This window comes from Mesorhizobium sp. M1B.F.Ca.ET.045.04.1.1 (assembly GCF_003952465.1).
GTDB classification, from domain to species: domain Bacteria; phylum Pseudomonadota; class Alphaproteobacteria; order Rhizobiales; family Rhizobiaceae; genus Mesorhizobium; species Mesorhizobium shonense.
Map to the genome: position 1 here is coordinate 4,244,373 of NZ_CP034448.1, position 18,160 is coordinate 4,262,532.

General features: G+C 64.4%; 16 protein-coding genes. 9 read left to right on the plus strand and 7 right to left on the minus strand.

Features of this window, described 5'->3' with window-relative positions; all coding sequences use genetic code 11:
• Window positions 1-84: 84 nt before the first annotated feature.
• Window positions 85-1,074, minus strand: a complete 990-nt coding sequence (cbiB, locus tag EJ071_RS20900; RefSeq protein WP_126099575.1) for an adenosylcobinamide-phosphate synthase CbiB — start codon at window positions 1,072-1,074, stop codon at window positions 85-87.
• Here cbiB and cobD point away from each other — a divergent pair.
• Both cobD and EJ071_RS20910 read left to right on the plus strand, forming a co-directional pair.
• Window positions 1,073-2,128 carry a threonine-phosphate decarboxylase CobD gene (cobD, locus tag EJ071_RS20905; RefSeq protein WP_126099576.1) on the plus strand — a complete coding sequence of 352 codons (1,056 nt, stop codon included), beginning with the start codon at window positions 1,073-1,075 and terminating at the stop codon, window positions 2,126-2,128. The genes cbiB and cobD overlap by 2 nt on opposite strands.
• On the plus strand, window positions 2,125-2,634 hold the full coding sequence (locus EJ071_RS20910) for a tyrosine phosphatase family protein (RefSeq protein WP_126099577.1): 510 nt from the start codon (window positions 2,125-2,127) through the stop codon (window positions 2,632-2,634). The genes cobD and EJ071_RS20910 overlap by 4 nt, the downstream gene beginning before the upstream one ends.
• A 15-nt stretch (window positions 2,635-2,649) precedes the next feature.
• Here EJ071_RS20910 and EJ071_RS20915 read toward each other — a convergent pair whose 3' ends face one another.
• Both EJ071_RS20915 and EJ071_RS20920 read right to left on the minus strand, forming a co-directional pair.
• The gene (locus EJ071_RS20915; RefSeq protein WP_126099578.1) at window positions 2,650-3,447 is read right to left on the minus strand and encodes a creatininase family protein; all 798 of its coding nucleotides are present in this window, start codon (window positions 3,445-3,447) and stop codon (window positions 2,650-2,652) included.
• Window positions 3,448-3,508: 61 nt separating this feature from the next.
• Window positions 3,509-3,892 carry a RidA family protein gene (locus EJ071_RS20920; RefSeq protein WP_126099579.1) on the minus strand — a complete coding sequence of 128 codons (384 nt, stop codon included), beginning with the start codon at window positions 3,890-3,892 and terminating at the stop codon, window positions 3,509-3,511.
• Window positions 3,893-4,145: 253 nt separating this feature from the next.
• Between EJ071_RS20920 and EJ071_RS20925 the strand changes: the two genes are divergently transcribed.
• The 7 genes from EJ071_RS20925 (at window position 4,146) to EJ071_RS20955 (ending at window position 11,139) form a co-directional block, all read left to right on the plus strand.
• Window positions 4,146-5,150 carry an ABC transporter substrate-binding protein gene (locus EJ071_RS20925; RefSeq protein WP_126099580.1) on the plus strand — a complete coding sequence of 335 codons (1,005 nt, stop codon included), beginning with the start codon at window positions 4,146-4,148 and terminating at the stop codon, window positions 5,148-5,150.
• A gap of 15 nt (window positions 5,151-5,165) precedes the next feature.
• Entirely contained in the window at window positions 5,166-5,984 is an 819-nt protein-coding gene (locus tag EJ071_RS20930) for an ABC transporter ATP-binding protein (RefSeq protein WP_126099581.1), read from the plus strand.
• Window positions 5,971-6,822 carry an ABC transporter permease gene (locus EJ071_RS20935; protein ID WP_126099582.1) on the plus strand — a complete coding sequence of 284 codons (852 nt, stop codon included), beginning with the start codon at window positions 5,971-5,973 and terminating at the stop codon, window positions 6,820-6,822. The genes EJ071_RS20930 and EJ071_RS20935 overlap by 14 nt, the downstream gene beginning before the upstream one ends.
• A gap of 450 nt (window positions 6,823-7,272) precedes the next feature.
• Window positions 7,273-8,574 (plus strand): cytosine deaminase, encoded by a 1,302-nt coding sequence (locus EJ071_RS20940; protein ID WP_126099583.1) that lies wholly within the window; start codon window positions 7,273-7,275, stop codon window positions 8,572-8,574.
• Window positions 8,574-9,971 (plus strand): FAD-binding oxidoreductase, encoded by a 1,398-nt coding sequence (locus EJ071_RS20945; protein ID WP_126102655.1) that lies wholly within the window; start codon window positions 8,574-8,576, stop codon window positions 9,969-9,971. Before EJ071_RS20940 ends, EJ071_RS20945 begins: the two co-directional genes overlap by 1 nt.
• Window positions 9,971-10,552, plus strand: a complete 582-nt coding sequence (locus EJ071_RS20950) for an NAD(P)H-dependent oxidoreductase (RefSeq protein WP_189521145.1) — start codon at window positions 9,971-9,973, stop codon at window positions 10,550-10,552. The genes EJ071_RS20945 and EJ071_RS20950 overlap by 1 nt, the downstream gene beginning before the upstream one ends.
• A complete protein-coding gene (locus EJ071_RS20955) occupies window positions 10,552-11,139 on the plus strand; it encodes an NAD(P)H-dependent oxidoreductase (RefSeq protein WP_126099585.1) in 588 nt (195 codons plus the stop codon). Before EJ071_RS20950 ends, EJ071_RS20955 begins: the two co-directional genes overlap by 1 nt.
• 46 nt (window positions 11,140-11,185) lie before the next feature.
• Here EJ071_RS20955 and EJ071_RS20960 read toward each other — a convergent pair whose 3' ends face one another.
• From EJ071_RS20960 to EJ071_RS20975, 4 genes are read right to left on the minus strand one after another with little or no spacing between them, the layout of a single operon-like run.
• Window positions 11,186-13,633: an FAD-dependent oxidoreductase gene (locus EJ071_RS20960; RefSeq protein ID WP_126099586.1), complete on the minus strand. Its 2,448-nt coding sequence runs from the start codon at window positions 13,631-13,633 to the stop codon at window positions 11,186-11,188.
• Window positions 13,630-14,811, minus strand: coding sequence for a pyridoxal phosphate-dependent aminotransferase (locus EJ071_RS20965; RefSeq protein ID WP_126099587.1), 1,182 nt, complete (start codon window positions 14,809-14,811; stop codon window positions 13,630-13,632). Before EJ071_RS20965 ends, EJ071_RS20960 begins: the two co-directional genes overlap by 4 nt.
• Entirely contained in the window at window positions 14,811-15,710 is a 900-nt protein-coding gene (locus EJ071_RS20970) for a homocysteine S-methyltransferase family protein (RefSeq protein WP_126099588.1), read from the minus strand. The genes EJ071_RS20965 and EJ071_RS20970 overlap by 1 nt, the downstream gene beginning before the upstream one ends.
• Complete coding sequence (locus EJ071_RS20975) at window positions 15,707-18,160, minus strand: FAD-dependent oxidoreductase (RefSeq protein ID WP_126099589.1); 2,454 nt, start codon at window positions 18,158-18,160, stop codon at window positions 15,707-15,709. The genes EJ071_RS20970 and EJ071_RS20975 overlap by 4 nt, the downstream gene beginning before the upstream one ends.

Sequence of the window (18,160 nt, forward strand, 5' to 3'; positions counted from 1 at the left end):
GGATTCAGGCGACGCGCTTTAAAAGTCTTTGTTTTGATGCATGTCGTTGTCCCAGAACCGCTGCACACTTCCGGGCGACATGCATTAACCGGCGATCGAAATGGTCAAGTAGATGATGAGAGCCGAAAGGACGCCGAACAGACCGATCAGCAGCCAGTCGGCGACCCGATAGAGTTTCAACGCCTGTCTTATGTCGGTGCTCTCGGCCTCACGGCGGCCGCCTTCGCCCATGAAGGCGTCCTCGACGATCTCGCCGCCATAGCTACGGGGCCCCGCCAGGGACAGGCCCAGCGCGCCGGCCATCGCGGCTTCCGGCCAGCCGGCATTGGGCGAGCGGTGTTTCCTGGCGTCGCGCCGCATCACCTGCCAGGCATTGCGAGGATCGGCGCCTTTGACCAGGAATGCCGCGAGCACGATCAGCAGGCCGGTAAGGCGCGATGCCGGCAGGTTGATCCTGTCATCGAACAGCGCCGCGGCACGGCCGAAAGCCTCGTGTTTCGGCGTGCGGTGGCCGATCATCGAATCGGCGGTGTTGGCGGCTTTGTAGGCGGCGCCTCCCGCCAGCCCGCCGACGCCGGTCCAGAGGGCAGGTGCTACGATGCCGTCGGAGAAATTCTCGGCCAGGCTTTCGATCGCGGCGCGGGCGACGCCCGCCTTGTCGAGTTTTTCGGGATCGCGGCCGACGATGCGCGAAACGGCGATGCGGCCAAGCGTCAGGCCGCCGGTCTCCAGCGCATCGGCGACGTCCTCGACATGCTCGGCAAGGCTCTTCTGCGACAGCAGCGAGGAGCCGAGGATGGCCGCAACGATGAGGCCGGTCGGGAAGATCAGCCAGAGCAGGACATGCAGCGTCAGTCCGATGAGGGCCGGCACCAACACTATGACCAGCAGCGCCTGGACGCCGCGGCGGCGACGCAATTCGTCGGAATCGGTGGCGCGGTTGAGACTGCGATCGAGAAAGGATATCAGCCTGCCGATCCAGGTGACGGGATGGCCGATGGCGTTGAACAGCCAGTCCGGATAGCCAAGGGTACGTTCAACGGCAAGTGACAGGAAAGCGATCAGGATCGACATGAAGCTTCTTGATGGAGCGATTGCTGCGGTGGATCACGGCGGATCCCTTGGCCGGGCGAGCGCGCTCTTCCCCCACGCGCCACGGCCTTTCGTCGATCTTTCGACAGGTATCAATCCGCACTCCTACCCGCTTTTCGAATTGCCCGCCACCGCCCTGTCGCGATTGCCCGAATCCGAGCGACTGCGCGAATTGGCCGAAATTGCGGCCAGGACCTATGGCGCGCCGTCGGCGGCGCATGTCGCGGCTGCGCCCGGCACGCAGATCCTCCTGCCGCGCGTCGCCTCGCTGGTGAGGCCGGGCAAGGCGCTGGTGCTCGGCCCGACCTATGCAGAGCATGCCAGAGCTGCCGCAATCGCGGGCCATGCGGCAGCGGAGGTGGACGATTTCGATGCCCTGGCGGATGCCGACCTTGCGGTGCTGGTCAATCCAAACAATCCGGATGGGCGAGTGGTCGAAAGGGATCGCCTGCTCGACCTTGCCGCGCAGCTTCGCGCCAAGGGCGGCCTGCTGGTCGTCGACGAAGCTTTCATGGATGTCGGGCCAACCGGGCAAAGTCTGGCTGGCCATGTCGGGCAGGGCGGCATCGTGGTGCTGCGCTCCTTCGGCAAGTTCTTCGGGCTCGCTGGCGTGAGGCTCGGTTTCGCGCTGGCCGACCGACTGACGGTCGAGCGGCTGGATGCGCAGCTAGGGCCCTGGGCTGTCGCCGGTCCAGCGCTCGAATACGGTATCCGCGCGTTGGCGGACCCCAAGTGGCTTGGCGACATGCGACGACGCCTGGCAGGCGATGCCGAGCGTCTCGACGCGCTGCTCGCTCGATTCGATGTTCCGGTCGCTGGCGGCACCAGTCTGTTCCGCTTTTTGTCTTTCCCTGACGCTCCAACCCTGTTTGCGGCACTTGGCGAGCGTGGCGTGCTGGTCCGCCATTTTGCCGCGCGGCCCCATGTCTTGCGCATCGGTCTGCCGGGCAGCGAGGAGGAATGGCAGCGCCTTGAAGGCGCGCTTGCAGCCTGGGCCTCGCGGCGCGACGATGTGGCGGAGGAGACCGCACCATGATTCATGTCTGTTCGCTGTCGAAGGTGGGAGAGACGGTGGCGAGGACTGGCGCCGAACGGCTGCTGTCGCTGCTTGCCGCAGGCACCGAGGTGATCCGTCCGGCTTCCATCCTGGCTGAAAACCATCTGCATCTGGTCATGCACGATATCGCGATCGCCCAGGAAGGCATGACCATGCCGGGCGAGGAGCATGTGCGCGCGCTTCTCGACTTCGCCTATCGCTGGGATCGGGCAAAGCCGATGGTCGTGCACTGCTATGCCGGCATCAGCCGCTCGACCGCCTCGGCCTACATCATCGCGGCAGCACTGGCGCCCAAACGCGACGAGGCGGAACTGGCCAAGACGTTGCGCTTTCTCTCGCCGTCAGCGACGCCCAATCCGCGGCTGATCGCCGTCGCCGACACTTTGCTCGGGCGCGACGGCCGCATGATCGCGGCGATCGAAGCGATCGGGCGCGGCGCGGATGCCTTCGAAGGGACGCCGTTCGAGCTCACTATTGAAAGTTGAGCTCGCGCTGTTCAGCTACGACAGCCAGTCGGCAAGCTTCGCCTTACGCACATCCCGGACGAGGTTGATAAAACCGTCGGCCTGATGCTCGGCCGTCAGCCGGCCCTTCTCGGCGGTCGCGATGCTGGCGTCGCCGACCACGCCGTTCGGATTGAGGTCGCTGGCGATCCAGGCGAAGGCATGCGTGCCGATGTGGCGCAGCAGGGCGAATTCCTTTTCGGCGCGGCCGACATTGGAGACGAAATTATCGGCCTTGCCCATGTCGACGAGATCCGGCCGGAAATGCAGCATCAGCGAGGTCTCGACGTCGCCGCCATGGATGCCATGACGGTCCTCCAGCTCGGTATACATGCCGGCCGGGCGGCCGAAGCGCTGCCAGCTGGTCTTCACCGCCAGCATTTTTGCACGCACGCGCAATTCGCGCGTGATGATGCCCATGATCTCCTCGTTGCCGCCATGCGAGTTGACGACGATCAGCTTCCTGACGCCGGCGCGGGCAATCGACAGGCCAAGCTCGGTCCAGGCATCGACCAGGGTGGTGGCCGGCAGGGTGAGCGTGCCCGGCGCGTGCAGGTGCTCGTTCGATTTGCCGACGGCCTGGACCGGCAGGATACGGATGTCGAGGTCGTCGGGCAGGCGCGCGATCACAGTCTCCAGCATGCCCATCATGATCGAAGTGTCGGTCGAGACCGGAAGGTGGGGGCCATGCTGCTCGATCGCCGCCACCGGCAGAACGGCGATGGTCGCTTCCGCGTCGATCGAGGCGTATTCGGTCGCCCGGTAGTCGCCCCACCATACACGTCTTGTCGTCACTTTCGTCTCCCGATTGACCTCATTGGGATGATCTAAAGCGCCTGGCGGTCGCGGGCAACCATCAGCCGGCCGCGAGCACCTCCACCTCGACCTTGAATTCCGCGCGGGCGAAGCCGGAGACGATCATCAGCGTCGAGGCCGGCGCCGGATCGGAAAACAGCCGGTTGCGAACGTCCATATAGGCCTGCAGATGCGCACGATCGGTGACGAAGGCGTTGATGCGCACGACATCGTTCAACGTCAGCCCGGCTTCGCTGAGAATCGCGGCAATGTTCTTGAAGCACAGCTCCGTCTGCGCCCCGGCATCCTCGGGGACGGCGTCGTCCGGACCGATACCCAACTGGCCCGAACACAGGACAATGCGCTTTCCCGCTGGAATTTCGACGCCGTGGCTGTAGCGGGCAAAGGGCGGCTTGATCGATTGGGGGGCGAGGTATTTGAGCATGGCATTCTCCTGTCTATAGGCAGACTAAGGCCGGATTGACGAAACCTTCAAGATGCGGTGCATGCCACGCGGGCGATTGTGGACAGGCGTCCAAAAAATAGGCACGATGCCTCCCGTACAGCATGACCCGTCCGGTCTCGGCAATGACTGCCGCGCAAGCAGGCGGCCCAGGCGGTGGCATGTGTCTTGCTTCTTGAACAAATGGTGTCGAGCCCAGCGCGCAGCGCGCCGGAGCCAAGAGAGGGTGATGTTTATGCACGGAAAAGAAAAGATCCTGGCGGGTGCGATCGCGCTGCTTGCGGCAGGCACGTTGGGTGCGGCGGCCAACGAGAAGGTCACCTTCGGCACCAACTGGCTGGCCGAGCCGGAACATGGCGGCTACTACCAGGCGATCGCCGACGGCACCTACGCCGCCTGCGGCCTCGACGTCACCATCATGCAGGGCGGCCCGCAGGTCAGCGGCCGGCCGATGCTGCTTGCCGGCAAGATCGATTTCTACATGGGCGGCAACCTGCTCTCGGCCTTCGACGCCGTGCAGCAGGGCATTCCGATGCGCGTCGTGGCCGCCGACTTCCAGAAGGACCCGCAGGTCATCATGTCCCAGCCGGGGCAGGGGCTGGATAAGTGGGAGGATCTCAAGAACGCCGATCAGTACATCCTCGGCGACGAGGGCGCGCAGACCTTCTTCCAGTGGATGGTGACGGATCTCGGCTTCGACGCCGCCAAGCGTGTGCCCTACACCTTCAATCCGGCGCCCTTCATCGCCAACAAGAAGTCGATCCAGCAGGGCTATGTGACGTCGGAGCCCTTCGCCGTGCAGAAGCAGGGCGGTTTCATGCCGAACCAGTTTCTGCTCGCTGACAATGGCTGGGATACTTACGCCACGACCATCGAAGTGATGCAGGACACGATCGACAAGCGGCCGGAGGTGGTGCAGTGCTTCGTCGATGGTTCGGCCAAGGGCTGGTACAACTATCTCTACGGCGACAACAAAGCCGCCAACGACATGATCAAGAAGGACAATCCGGACATGACGGATGAGCAGATCGCCTTCTCGATCGAGCAGCTGAAGAAGTTCGGCATTGTCGATTCCGGCGATTCGGAAAAGCTCGGCATCGGCGCCATGACCGAAGCGCGCATCCAGAGCTTCTACGACAAGATGGTCAAAGCCAAGGTCGCGCAGCCGGACATCGACATCAAGAAGGCCTATACGCTCGCCTTCATCAACAAGGGCGTCGGGCTGGAGCTGAAGAAGTAAGGCGGCCTGCCTGACATGATCCAGGAGAAAGTGGCACGGAAGCAGGCATCGGGCGAAAGCCCGATGCTGCTTTCGCTGCGAAATGTCGGCAAGATCTTTTCCAACGGCGTGACGGCGCTGAGCAAGGTCGACCTGGCGATCCGGGAAGGCGATTTCCTCAGCCTGCTCGGCCCGTCGGGCTGCGGCAAGTCGACGGCGCTCAGGCTGATCGCCGGCCTGTCGACGCCGACCTCCGGCCAGCTCGACTGGCGCGGCTCGATCGACCGGTCGAAGATCGGCTTCGTCTTCCAGGAGCCGACGCTGCTGCCATGGGCGAGCGTCTTCGACAATGTCTGGCTGCCGCTGAGGCTCAAAGGTGTGTCGCGCGCCAGGGCCGAGCCCGCCGTCATGGAGATGCTGTCGCGCGTCCACCTTACCGGCTTTGAGAACGCGGTGCCGCGCGAGCTTTCCGGCGGCATGAAGATGCGCGTCTCGATCGCGCGGGCCATGGTGACCAGGCCGCGCATCCTTTTGATGGACGAGCCCTTCGCGGCGCTCGACGAGATCACCCGCTTCAAGCTCAACAACGACCTTCTGGAGCTTTGGCAGGACGAGCGCTTCACCGTCGTCTTCGTCACGCACAGCGTCTTCGAAAGCGTGTTCCTGTCCAGCCGCGTCGTCGTCATGGCCGCGCGGCCGGGCCGGGTTTACGGCGAGCTTGCCATTGAAGCGCCTTATCCGCGCGACGAGGTATTCCGGACCTCGCCCGACTATGCCGCGCTTTGCCGGCAGGCCTCGGACGTGCTGGTGAATGCCATCAACTCAACCGCCGGACCTCATCATGACGGCCACTGAAGACACCGCCCTCAAGCTCGATCCCGAAGAGGCGCGCCGCGTTCGCCAGGAGCGGCTGGAGCGGATCGGCAAATGGGTGCTGCCGCTTGCAATCATGGTGCTCGCGATCTGGCTGTGGGACCGCATCTGCGTCTGGAACGAGATTCCGCAATACATCCTGCCGCGTCCCGGCGTGGTGCTGCAGACGTTGCATGACGATGCCGGCCTGTTGTCCTCGTCTCTGCTGGTGACGCTTCGGATTACCTTCCTCAGCCTGCTGCTTGCCGTCATCGGCGGCGTCGGGCTGGCGGTGCTGTTCGCGCAGTCGAAATGGGTGGAGATGTCGTTCTTCCCCTTCGCCATCGTGCTCCAGGTGACGCCGATCGTCGCGATCTTCCCGCTGATCAACATCTACATCAACAACCAGACGACGAAGCTTCTGCTTTGCGCCTGGATCGTCGCCTTCTTCCCGATCCTTTCCAACACAACGCTTGGGCTGAATTCCGTCGACCGCAATCTGCGCGATCTGTTCAAGCTCAACGGCGCGACACGCTGGCAGCAATTGCGCTATTTGCGCCTGCCGGCGGCCATGCCCTATTTCCTCGGCGGGTTGAAGATCGCCGGCGGCCTGTCGCTGATCGGCGCGGTCGTCGCCGAATTCGTCGCCGGCGCGCAGGGGCAATCGTCCGGGCTGGCGTCGCGCATCATCGAGGCCGGCTACCGGCTCAACGCGCCGAGGTTGTTCGCGGCGCTGATCCTGATCTCGCTCACCGGCATACTGATCTTCCTGGTGCTGTCACTGGTATCGCATCTTATCCTGCGCCGCTGGCACGAGAGCGCGCTGAAGCAGGAGCGGTAGGGTGGGTGACGTGATTGAGAACAGTGAGGGGCTGCTTGGGCCAGAGACACAGCGAACAGGCGTGCGGAGACATCGCGAACATTTTTGCACCGCCGCATTCTTCGGCGACCGTAACGGAATGGATCCTCGGGTCTGCGCGTCCGCTTCGCTCCCGCTCCGCCCGTGGATGACGAAGGACAAGAAAGCATATGCAAATCGCCAACGCTGGAGATTGGTAGGAACCCCGTTATCCCCGACGTTTGCGATTGGTGCCGGAATCCTTTCTCTTCGTCATCCTAGGGCGGAGCGGGAGCGAAGCGGACGCGCAGACCCTAGGATCCATGCCGTTCCCTTCGAGCTTAGCAGCGGTGCAAAACTGTTCGCGATGTCTCCGCACGGCCGTTCGCCGTTTCCCCGATCCCACCGACCCCTTTGGGGAACGATGTTGCATAGGGCAGAGGGGGCTAGGCCTTGATACCAACCTCTGGTTCTTATCGTCTGGCTAACGTTCGGCTTCATCGATCGCTCACGCCGGGTCTTGCCGCTGCTTTCGACCCGGATGGGTTTGCGCTGGCCGACGTTACCGTTGCAAATGGCAAGATCGCCGACCTTGCTGCGCATGGCCAGGCAGTGGCACAACCCAGCGCGATCGATCTCTCCGGCCGCATAGTGCTGCCGTGCTTCGTCGACTGCCACACCCATATCGACAAGGGCCATATCTGGCCGCGAAAACCCAATCCGGACGGTACCTTCATGGGCGCGCTCAACGCCGCAGGCGCCGACCGCGCCGCGCGCTGGAGCGCGGAGGATGTCGCGCGGCGCATGGATTTCTCACTGCGCTCAGCCTACGCGCACGGCACAAAGGCCTTGCGCACGCATCTCGACAGCGTGGCGCCGCAGGAGGAGATCTCCTGGCCGGTGTTCGAGACGATGCGGGAAAAATGGCGCGGGCGCATCGAGCTGCAGGCCGCCTGCCTGCTCGGCATCGAAGGCGTGCGCGACAAGGCTTGGTTCGAACGGCTGGCAAAGCGTGTCGCCGCGGCCAAGGGCGTGCTCGGCGTCGTGGCCTATATGGTGCCCGACCTCGAGGAACTGCTCGACCGGGTTTTTGCGCAGGCGATCAAGCACGGGCTCGACCTCGACTTCCATGCCGACGAGACCGAGGACATTGCGGCGATCTCCTTGAAGAAGATCGCCGAAGCATCGCTGTGGAACGGTTTTGACGGCAACATTCTGGTCGGCCATTGCTGTTCGCTCTCGCGCCAGCCGGATCTCGAGGTGCTCGACACGCTCGACAAGGTGGCGAAGGCGGGGCTCGCCGTGGTGTCGCTGCCGATGTGCAACCTCTATCTGCAGGACAGGCGCAATAACGGAACGACACCGCGCTGGCGCGGCGTGACGCTGCTGCACGAAATGAAAGCGCGCGGCATCAAGGTCTCTATCGCCTCCGACAACACGCGCGACCCGTTCTATGCCTATGGCGATCTCGATATGCTGGAGGTCTACCGCATGGCGACGCGCATCCTGCATTTCGACCACCCCGTCGGAGACTGGCCGCGAGCGGTGGCGGCGACGCCGGCCGAGGTGATGCGGCTGGAAGGCGTCGGCACTCTCGCCGCCGGCGGCAGTGCCGACTTCATCGTCTTCAAGGGGCGCAGCTGGACCGAATTGCTGTCGCGGCCCGAATCGAATCGCATCGTGGTGCGCGAGGGCATGGCGATTGAGCGTAAGCTGCCCGACTATGCCGAACTCGACGAATTGATGGTGGAATGATGGATATCGCAGCGCTAAAGCGCGATCTCGAAGGGCTGAAGATCGACGACCATCCGGCAATCGTCCAGCAGAAGAGCCGCGACTTCTACTGGTACAGCCCGGTGCTCAAGCAGCAGCTCGATCATGTCGCCGGCGACCTGATCGTCACGCCGAAGAACGAGGCCGAGGTGATCCGCGTGCTCGCCGCCTGCCACCGGCACGGCGTTCCGGTCACGCCGCGCGGCAGCGGCACCGGCAATTACGGGCAGGCGATGCCGCTGTCGGGCGGTGTGGTGCTCAACCTCGCCGAGATGAATGAGGTCAAGGCGATCGCGCCCGGACGCGTGGTGACCGGGCCGGGCGCGGTGCTGGCCGATATCGACAAGGCGACGCGCGCGCATTCCGCGCAGGAACTGCGCATGTCGCCGTCCACCTACAACACGGCCTCTATCGGCGGCTTCGTCGCCGGCGGCTCGGGCGGTGTCGGCTCGATCCGCTGGGGCGGGTTGCGCGACCTCGGCAATGTCATCCGGCTCAGGACCGTGACCATGGAGGCCGAGCCGCGCGTCATGGAGCTCACAGGCGAAGACGTGCTCAAGGTCATGCACGCCTATGGCACCAACGGCATCATCACCGAAGTCGAGATGCCGCTGACCGCCTCCTATGACTGGATCGACGTCATCGTCGGCTTCGACGATTTCATGGATGCCGCCGGCTTCGGCAACGACCTCGCCATCCAGGACGGCATATTGGCGAAGCTGATCACGCCGATCGCGGCGCCCATCCCATATGACTATTTCAAGCGGCACCAGAGATTCTTCCGGCGCGAGCAGAGTATCGTGGTCTGCATGATCGCGCCGCATGCAATGGATGCGTTCGTCGCCTTCGTCCGCAGCGGCAAGGGCGAGATCGTGTTCCGGGCCGACCAGGAAGCCGATCTGAAGGGCCTGCCGCCCGCCTACGAGCTGACCTGGAACCACACGACGCTGCGTGCCATCCGCGTCGATCCGACCATCACCTATCTGCAGGCGCGCTACCCGTCGCCGGACCATCTCGCGCACGTCAAGGCGATGGTCGACCGTTTCGGCGACGAGGTGCCGGCGCATCTCGAATTCATCCGCTTCGACGGAGCGATCGGCGCGGCAGGCCTGCCGCTGGTCCGCTTCACCACGGAAGAACGACTGGATGAGATCATCCGCATCCACGAGGACAATGGCTGCTGGATCTTCAACCCGCACCGCTACACGCTGGAAGAGGGCGGCATGAAGCGGACCGACGATGTCCAGCTCGCCTTCAAACGCGAGACCGATCCACAAGGCCTGCTCAATCCTGGCAAGATGATCGCCTGGGAGAACGCGGATTACGACTACCGTTCCGGCAAGTCGTTCCTGTTCAAGGGGCTGCAAAAGGCGGGTTGATGAACGTCCTCGTGCTTTACGCTCACCCGGTGGAGACCAGCTTCAATGCCGGCCTGCACAGGCTGATCGTAGAGCGGCTCTCCGCGGCAGGGCACGCGATCGACGACTGCGATCTCTACGCCGAGGATTTCGACCCACGGCTGACGCGGACGGAGCGGCTCGGCTACCACGACCAGCGCGGGCCGGCCGACGCGGTAGCGGGCTACGTCGAAAGGCTGCGCAAAGCCGAAGCGCTGGTGCTGTCCTTTCCGATCTGGAACTACGGCTATCCGGCGATCCTGAAAGGTTTTTTCGACCGCGTCTTCCTGCCCGGCGTCTCGTTCAAGCTCATCGACGGCAAGGTTCAGCCGACGCTGCACAACATAAGCAAGCTCGCCGCCGTCACCACCTATGGCGGCAGCCGTTTCCGCGCCATGCTGATGGGCGATCCACCGCGCAAGGTGGTGAAGCGCATGCTGCGAGCCACCATCAAGCCGGGCGCTTCCGTCTCCTATCTCGCGCATTATTCGATGAATCTCTCGACCGACAAGACGCGCAAAGCCTTCATGGCGAAGGTGGCAGCCAGCATGGATCAATTCTGATGCGCGTGCTGGTGGTCTATTGCCATCCGGTGCCCGAGAGCTATTGCGCCGCGATCCGTGACACCGCCGTCGAGGTGTTGAAGGGGAGAGGCTGGGATGTGCGGTTGCTCGATCTCTATGCCGAGAACTTCAATCCGGTGATGAGCTGCGAGGAGCGGCGCTCCTACAATGACCGCGCGCCGGACGACCCAGCACTCGAGCCGCATTTCGAACATCTGCAATGGGCCGAGGCGATCCTGTTCATCTACCCGACCTGGTGGTACGGCCTGCCGGCGATGCTGAAGGGCTGGTTCGACCGTGTCTGGGCGACCGACATCGCCTTCAAGCTGCCTGCCGGCAAGGGCAGGATCACGTCGCTGATGAGGCATGTGACCAAGGTCGGCGTCATCACCACCTGCGGCGCGCCGACCTGGTGGAGCGTCGTCGTCGGCCAGCCGGAGCGCAAGACGATCCTGCGCGGCATGCGCGCGCTCTGCGCCACGCGCTGCCGGACGTTCTTCCTGGCGCACTATCTGATGGATTCCTCGACGCCGAAAAGCCGGGTGGCGTTTCTCGGCAAGGTAAGGGCGAGGCTGGAGAGGTTTTGAGTGCCGATCTTCCCTTCTCCCACAAGGGGGAGAAGGAAAGCCTGCGCTACATCCTTACCCGTTCCGCCTTCGGATCGTACATTGGCTTCAGCGATGCTTCCGCCTCGAACCGTTCTCCGGCGATCTCCACCTCGTAGGATGAGGCCAGAACCTCCGCCTCGCTCTCGCCCGCGCACGGCACATAGCCCAGGCCGATCGCGCCGCCGAGATGGTGGCCGTAATTGCCCGAGGTGATCGGGCCGACGATCTTGCCGTCGCGCAGGATCGCCTCATTGTGGAAGAGCAGGGGCTCAGGGTCCTTCAGGCGGAACTGCACCAGCCGGCGTGACAGGCCGGCTTCCTTTTTCCGCAGCACCGCGTCGCGGCCGATAAAGTCGGCTTTGCTCATCTTCACGGCGAAGCCGAGGCCGGCCTCCAGCACATTGTCCTCGTCGGTGATGTCGTGGCCGAAGTGGCGGAAGGCTTTTTCGATGCGGCAGGAATCGAGCGTATGCAGGCCGCAGAGCTTCAGGCCGATATCGACGCCGGCCTCCGCGATCGCTTCGAAGACGTGGGCCGCCTGCTCGGTCGAGACATAGAGCTCCCAGCCGAGCTCGCCGACATAGGTGACGCGGTGCGCGCGGGCGAGGCCCATGCCGATCTCGATCTCCTGGAAGGTGCCGAACGGATTGGCCTCGTTGGAGAAGTCGTTCGGGCTGACCTTCTGGATCAGTTTTCGCGCATCCGGACCCATCAGGCAGATGACGGCTTCGGCGGCGGTCACGTCGGTGATGACGACGAACTCGTCGGCGACGTGCCGCCTCAGCCAGACGAGATCGCGCTGCAAGGTGGCGCCGGGCACGACCAGGAAATAGGCCGTGTCCGACAGCCGCGTCACGGTGAGGTCGCTTTCGATGCCGCCCCGGGCGTTGAGCATCTGCGTGTAGACGATCCTGCCCGGCGCGACGTCCATGTCGTTGGCGCAGAGCCGCTGCAGGACGGCACAGGCATCGCGGCCTTCGACGCGGATCTTGCCGAAAGAGGTCATGTCGAACAGGCCGACGCCGTTGCGCACGGCCAGATGCTCCTCGCACTGGTTGTCGAACCAGTTCTGTCGCTTCCAGGAATAGCGGTACTCGCGCTCCTGGCCGTCCCGGGCGAACCAGTTGGCGCGCTCCCAGCCCGCCACCTCGCCGAAGACGGCGCCTCGTGCTTTCAGGTGCTCGTGCAAGGGCGAGCGGCGCACGCCGCGCGATGTCGCCATCTGGCGATAGGGAAAATGGTCGGCATAGAGCAGGCCGAGCGTTTCCGAGACCCGTTCTTTCAGATAACGGCGGTTCTTCTGGAAGGGCTGGGCGCGGCGGATGTCGACCTCCCAGAGGTCGAAGGGCGCTTCGCCGTCGTTGATCCACTGCGCCAGCGCCATGCCGGCGCCGCCTGAGGAGACAATGCCGATCGAATTGTAGCCGGTCGCCATCCAGTAGCCGGCGAGTTCCGGCGCCTCGCCGAGATAATAGCGGTCGTCGGGCGTGAAACTCTCGGGGCCGTTGAAGAAGGTGTGGATGCCGGCCGTGCCAAGCATCGGCATGCGGTTGACGCCCATTTCAAGGATCGGCTCGAAGTGATCCATGTCCTCGGGCAGCTGGTCGAAGCAGAAATCCTCGCGGATGCCGTCCATGCCCCAGGGTTTCGCCACCGGCTCGAAGGCGCCGAGCATCATCTTGCCGGCATCCTCCTTGTAGTAGGCGCACTCATCCGGCACGCGCAGCACCGGCAGGCGGGCAAGCCCTGGGATCGGCTCGGTGACGAGATAGAAATGCTCGCAGGCGTGTAGCGGGATGGTGACGCCGTTCTGGCGCCCAAGCTCGCGCGCCCACATGCCGGCGCAGTTGATCACGATGTCGGTCTCGATCGTGCCTTGGTCCTCGCCTTGCGCCCAGGAGACACCGCTGACACGGCCGTTCCTGGTGTGGACCTTGGTGACCTTGACGTTTTCGATGACCGTCGCACCGCGCTGGCGCGCCCCCTTGGCCAGCGCCATGGCGATGTTGGCCGGATCGCATTGCCCGTCGAGCGGCAAGTGAACCGCGCCGACGACGTCGGACACATTGAGATGCGGGTACATCTGCTTGACTTCGCTCGGCGAAATCTCGCGCACATCGACATCGAAGGCGCGAGCAAGCGAGGCCTGCCGGTAGATCTCGTGCTTGCGCTCCTCGGTCAGCGCGACGGTGATCGAGCCGACCTGGCGCATGCCGGTGCCGACATCGGTCTCGGCTTCGAGCTTGACGTAGAGGTCGGCCGAATATTTCGCTAGCCGGGTCATGTTCAGCGAGGCGCGCAACTGGCCGATCAGGCCGGCGGCGTGCCAGGTCGTGCCGCAGGTGAGCTGCTTGCGCTCGAGCAACACGATGTCGGTCCAGCCGAGCTTGGCCAAGTGATAGGCGACCGAGCAGCCGGAGACGCCGCCGCCGATGATGACGGCGCGGGCTTTGGATGGAACGGTTTTGGTCATGCGGCCTCGCGGCGATAGTTGGAAGCGAAGCGACGCACGCGAAGCGCTGCTTCCCGAAGGATGGGTTCAGGCTGGCAGAGGCTGATACGGATATGACCGGCAGCGGCTTCGCCGAAGCTCGAGCCCGGCATGACGCCGACCTTTTCCTTGTCGAGCAGCGCCCAGGCGAATTTCTCATCGTCGGGCTCGACGGCCGAGATGTCGAGCATGACATACATGCCGCCTTCGGAGCCATGCACGGTGAGTTCATTTGCGCCGCGTATGGCATCGAGGAAGATGGCGCGGCGCGAGGCGTAGCGCTCGGCGATCTCCTTCAGGCCGTAATGGTTTTCCAGTGCCTCGGCGCAGGCGATCGAGATGAAGGCCGGCAGGCCGTAGGTCGTCACCAGGTTGAGGTCGGTCATCAGCGCGATCATCGCTTTCGGCCCGGTCAGCCAGCCCATGCGCCATCCAGTCATGCCGTGGCTTTTCGACATCGAATTGATGACCAGGGTGCGCTCGGGCATGCCGGGCAGCGAGCGCGGCGAGATGTGCTCGCCGCCGCCGAGCGTCCAGTAGACCTCGTCCGACAGCAGCCAGAGGTCGTGCTCCTTGCAGATTGCGGCCAGCTGTTCGAGCCGTTCGCGCGAATAGACAGCACCCGTCGGGTTGTTCGGCGTGTTGATCAGGATGGCGCGCGTGTTCGGCCTGAGCGCCGCGCGAATCATGTCGGCGTGCGGCTGGAAGCCGTCCTCGGCCGGCGTCTCGACCACGGTGAAGCTGGCGCCGGCGGCGCTGAAGGTGTTGGGGTAGGTGGCGTAGTAAGGCGCGACGACGATGGCGTGATCGCCGGGATCGAGCACGCCCTGCACGGCGGCGTAGAGCGCGCCCTGGCCACCAGCCGTGGCGATGATCTCGTCCGGTTCCGTCAAGATGCCGGTGCAGGCGGTGGAGGCCGCCGCCATCGCCTTGCGCAGGCGCGGAAGGCCGGGGAGAGGGGTGTAGTGGTGGTTGCTGCCGCGGACGGCATTGACGCAGGCCTCGATCGCTTCCGAGGGCGTGTCGAAGTCATGGTCGCCGACCGAAAGCACGATGATGTCTTCGCCGGCTGCCCTGCGGGTCCAGGCGGCGAAGTGGACTTCCCAGCCATCCTTGCCCGAAGGCACGATGCCGGTAATGCGCTTTGATGGTTTTGGCATCAGGAAACTCCCGTGATCTGATGGCCGGCCTGGATGAGCCGGTCGCGCAGCGCGGCGATGTGGGCGGGGCCGACCTCGCAGCAGCCGCCGACGATGCCGGCGCCCGCGTCGACCCAGCCGACGGCCTGGGCGGCATAGGCTTGCGGGTCGAGGTCATGGCGAGCGTGCAGCACGTCGACCGTGCCGCCATGCTTGAGCGCCTCGACCGACGTGAAGCCGTTGGCATAGGCGCCAACGGGACCGCCGAGCGCGATCAGTTCGGGCAGCGCGGCTGCAATGGCCTCGGGCCGGCAGCAGTTGAGCAGCCGCGCTGCGACCGGCAGGTCGCCGAGGGCACTTGATGCTGCGGCAATGGTCTCGCCGCTGCGCAGGCGCGGTGTGCCGTGATCGGCAAGCGTCCACGACACCCACACCGGCTTGCCGCTTTCCGAGGCCGCGGTGACGGCGGCGCGCGCCTCTTCGGCAGAGGCCATTGTCTCGCACAGGAACAGTTCGACGCCGTCCGCCTGCTCGGCAACGATGCGGCGATATATGCCGAGCGTCTCCTCGAAGGAGATGGTCAGCGCCGGCGCATAGCTGCCGAACAACGGTGACAGGCAGCCGGCGATCGCGGCGTCACCTGCCTCGTCGCACGCTTGCCGGGCGAGTTCGATGCCCCGCTTCTGCAAAGGCTTGAACAGATCTTGCGCGCCTTCGCGCGCCAACCGCTCGGGCGTCGCCGAATAGGTATTGATGGTGATGACGCGGGCGCCCGCGCGGATGAATTCGGCATGCAGGTCGCGCACCAGGTCCGGCTCGTCGATCAGCACCCTGGCAGACCACAGCGGCGTCGGCTCAGACCTGCTGCGGCGCACCAGTTCCTGGCCCATGCCGCCATCGGTGAGGACAACCGACGTCATGCGCGCAACCTCTCATTCTTCGGATCCCAGAGCGGTTCGTCCTTCTGAACCACCGCCTTGAAGCGGTCGCCGAAGATCTCGACCTCGACCGCCGTGCCGGGCTCGGCGAGATCGGCGCGCAGCATGCCGAGCGCGATCGACTTGTCGACGCGATGGCCCCAGCCGCCCGACGTCGTCTCGCCGACGATCACGCCGTCATGCCAGAGCGTTGACATATAGGGCGCATCGCAATCGCCGGGGTTCTCGACGACCAGCGTGACGAAGCGCTTCTTCACGCCCTGCTGCTTTTCGTTGAGCAGCGCTGCCTTGCCGCGGAAGTCGGGCTTGTCCCATTTGACGAAGCGCTCCAGCCCGCCCTGCAAGATCGAATAATCGGTCGACAGGTCGCATTTCCAGGCGCGGTAGCCTTTCTCCAGCCGCAGCGAATCCAGCGCATACATGCCGAACGGTTTCAGGCCGTGCTTCTGGCCGGCGGCCCAGACGGCGTCGAAGACCGTCAAAGTGTCGGCAACCTTGGTGTGGATTTCCCAGCCAAGCTCGCCGGCGAAGGAGACGCGCACCAGCTTCGCCCAGCGTCCGGCGATGGTGGTTTCCTGATGCGTCAGCCAGGGCAGCGAGAGATCCGCGTCGCAGACCTCGGCGAGGATCTTGCGCGAGTTCGGGCCGGCGAGGATTTGCGTCGAATACTCTTCCGTGCGGTCGGTCAGTGTGAAGGCGGCGTCGGCCGGCATGCGCGACTTCAGCCATTCGAAATCGTGACACTGCGCCACCGCGGCGGTGATCAGCGTCATCTGATCCTCGCCATGACGCACCACCGACATTTCGGTGACGATGCGGCCCTTGTCGTCGGCGAAATAGACTAGGCCGATGCGGCCGGGTTTCGGCACGAGCCCGGTGACCTGCCGCGACAGCCACTCCGCTGCGCCCGGGCCTTCGAGGTTGAAGCGCGAGAAGCCGGGCAGGTCAAGGATGCCGGCGGCGTCGCGCACGGCCAGGCATTCCTCGCGCACAAGCTGCTGCCACGGTCCGTCGCGGCGGAAGGTGAGCGTCGATTCTTCCGAAATGTCGTCGCCGGGCTGAGCATACCAGGTGGCGCGTTCCCAGCCGTTATAGGCGTCGAATTGGCCGCCAAGCGCCTTGATGCGTTCGTGCAGCGGCGAATGCTTGCGGTCGCGCCCCGCCGGCCAAGCATGGCGCGGGAACTGGATGGCGTACTCGTTGCCGTAGATCTCCATGCCCTTGGCGACGCAATAATCCGGCGCGGATGCGAAGGAAGTGAAGCGGCGCGGATCGCAGGACCACATGTCCCATTCGGTCTGGCCCTCGGTCACCCATTCGGCGAGCACCTTCCCGGCGCCGCCCCCTTGCGCGATGCCGAAGGTGAAGACGCAAGCCTCGAAGGCGTTGGGCACGCCAGGCATCGGCCCGATCAGCGGGTTGCCGTCCGGCGCATAAGGGATCGGCCCGTTGATGACCTTGGAGAGGCCGGCGGTTCCCAGGATCGGCACGCGGGCGACCGCATCGGCCAGGTAATGCTCCAGCCGGTCGAGGTCGTCAGGGAACAGTTGGAAGGAAAAGTCCTCCGGCATCGGATCGTTGTGGGTCGCCCAATGCGCGCGGCAGTTGCGCTCATAGGGGCCGAGATTCATGCCGGTCTTTTCCTGGCGCAGGTAATAGGACGTGTCGACGTCGCGCAGCAGCGGCAGTTTTTTGCCCTGTTCCTTCGTCCATGCCGCGAGCTCGGGGATTTCCTCGAACAATATGTACTGATGGCTCATCACCATCATCGGCACTTCGCGGCCGAACATTTTTCCAATCTCGGCGGCCCGGTAGCCGGCAGCGTTGACGACGATCTCTGAGCGGATCTCGCCTTGCGGCGTCGCAACCACCCATTCGCCATTTTCGCGGCGAACGCCGGTGACCGGACAGAAGCGGATGATTTTCGCGCCCATGTCGCGCGCGCCCTTGGCGAGCGCCTGGGTCAACTGTGCCGGATCGATGTCGCCGTCGCTCGGATCGTAGAGCGCGCCCTTGAGATCATGCGTCTCGATGAAGGGGTAGCGCCGCTTGATCTCGTCGAGGCCGACGACATCGATGTCCATGCCCTGGTAACGGCCCATGCCCTTGGCGCGCTGGAACTCCTGCATGCGCTCCTTGGTGTGAGCCAATCTCAGCGAGCCGGTGACGTGGTAGTTCATCGGATAGTCTACCGCTTCGGCGAGGCCCCGGTAGAGCTCGGTCGAATAGCGCTGCATGTTCATCAGCGACCATGACGAGGAGAAGGTCGGCACGTTACCGGCGGCATGCCAGGTCGAGCCGGAGGTCAGCTCATTCTTTTCCAAGAGCACGCAGTCGATCCAGCCCGCCTTGCAGAGGTGGTAGAGGGAGGAGGCGCCGACGACACCGCCTCCGATGATCACCACGCGTGCCGTGGTCGGCAAACCGGCCAT

Coding starts and splice junctions, on each gene's coding strand:
- cobD (WP_126099576.1), top strand. CDS start 1,073: ATGAAGCTTCTTGATGGAGCGATTGCTGCGGTGGATCACGGCGGATCC.
- cbiB (WP_126099575.1), bottom strand. CDS start 1,074: ATGTCGATCCTGATCGCTTTCCTGTCACTTGCCGTTGAACGTACCCTT.
- EJ071_RS20910 (WP_126099577.1), top strand. CDS start 2,125: ATGATTCATGTCTGTTCGCTGTCGAAGGTGGGAGAGACGGTGGCGAGG.
- EJ071_RS20920 (WP_126099579.1), bottom strand. CDS start 3,892: ATGCTCAAATACCTCGCCCCCCAATCGATCAAGCCGCCCTTTGCCCGC.
- EJ071_RS20925 (WP_126099580.1), top strand. CDS start 4,146: ATGCACGGAAAAGAAAAGATCCTGGCGGGTGCGATCGCGCTGCTTGCG.
- EJ071_RS20930 (WP_126099581.1), top strand. CDS start 5,166: ATGATCCAGGAGAAAGTGGCACGGAAGCAGGCATCGGGCGAAAGCCCG.
- EJ071_RS20935 (WP_126099582.1), top strand. CDS start 5,971: ATGACGGCCACTGAAGACACCGCCCTCAAGCTCGATCCCGAAGAGGCG.
- EJ071_RS20945 (WP_126102655.1), top strand. CDS start 8,574: ATGGATATCGCAGCGCTAAAGCGCGATCTCGAAGGGCTGAAGATCGAC.
- EJ071_RS20950 (WP_189521145.1), top strand. CDS start 9,971: ATGAACGTCCTCGTGCTTTACGCTCACCCGGTGGAGACCAGCTTCAAT.
- EJ071_RS20955 (WP_126099585.1), top strand. CDS start 10,552: ATGCGCGTGCTGGTGGTCTATTGCCATCCGGTGCCCGAGAGCTATTGC.
- EJ071_RS20960 (WP_126099586.1), bottom strand. CDS start 13,633: ATGACCAAAACCGTTCCATCCAAAGCCCGCGCCGTCATCATCGGCGGC.
- EJ071_RS20965 (WP_126099587.1), bottom strand. CDS start 14,811: ATGCCAAAACCATCAAAGCGCATTACCGGCATCGTGCCTTCGGGCAAG.
- EJ071_RS20970 (WP_126099588.1), bottom strand. CDS start 15,710: ATGACGTCGGTTGTCCTCACCGATGGCGGCATGGGCCAGGAACTGGTG.
- EJ071_RS20975 (WP_126099589.1), bottom strand. CDS start 18,160: ATGGCCGGTTTGCCGACCACGGCACGCGTGGTGATCATCGGAGGCGGT.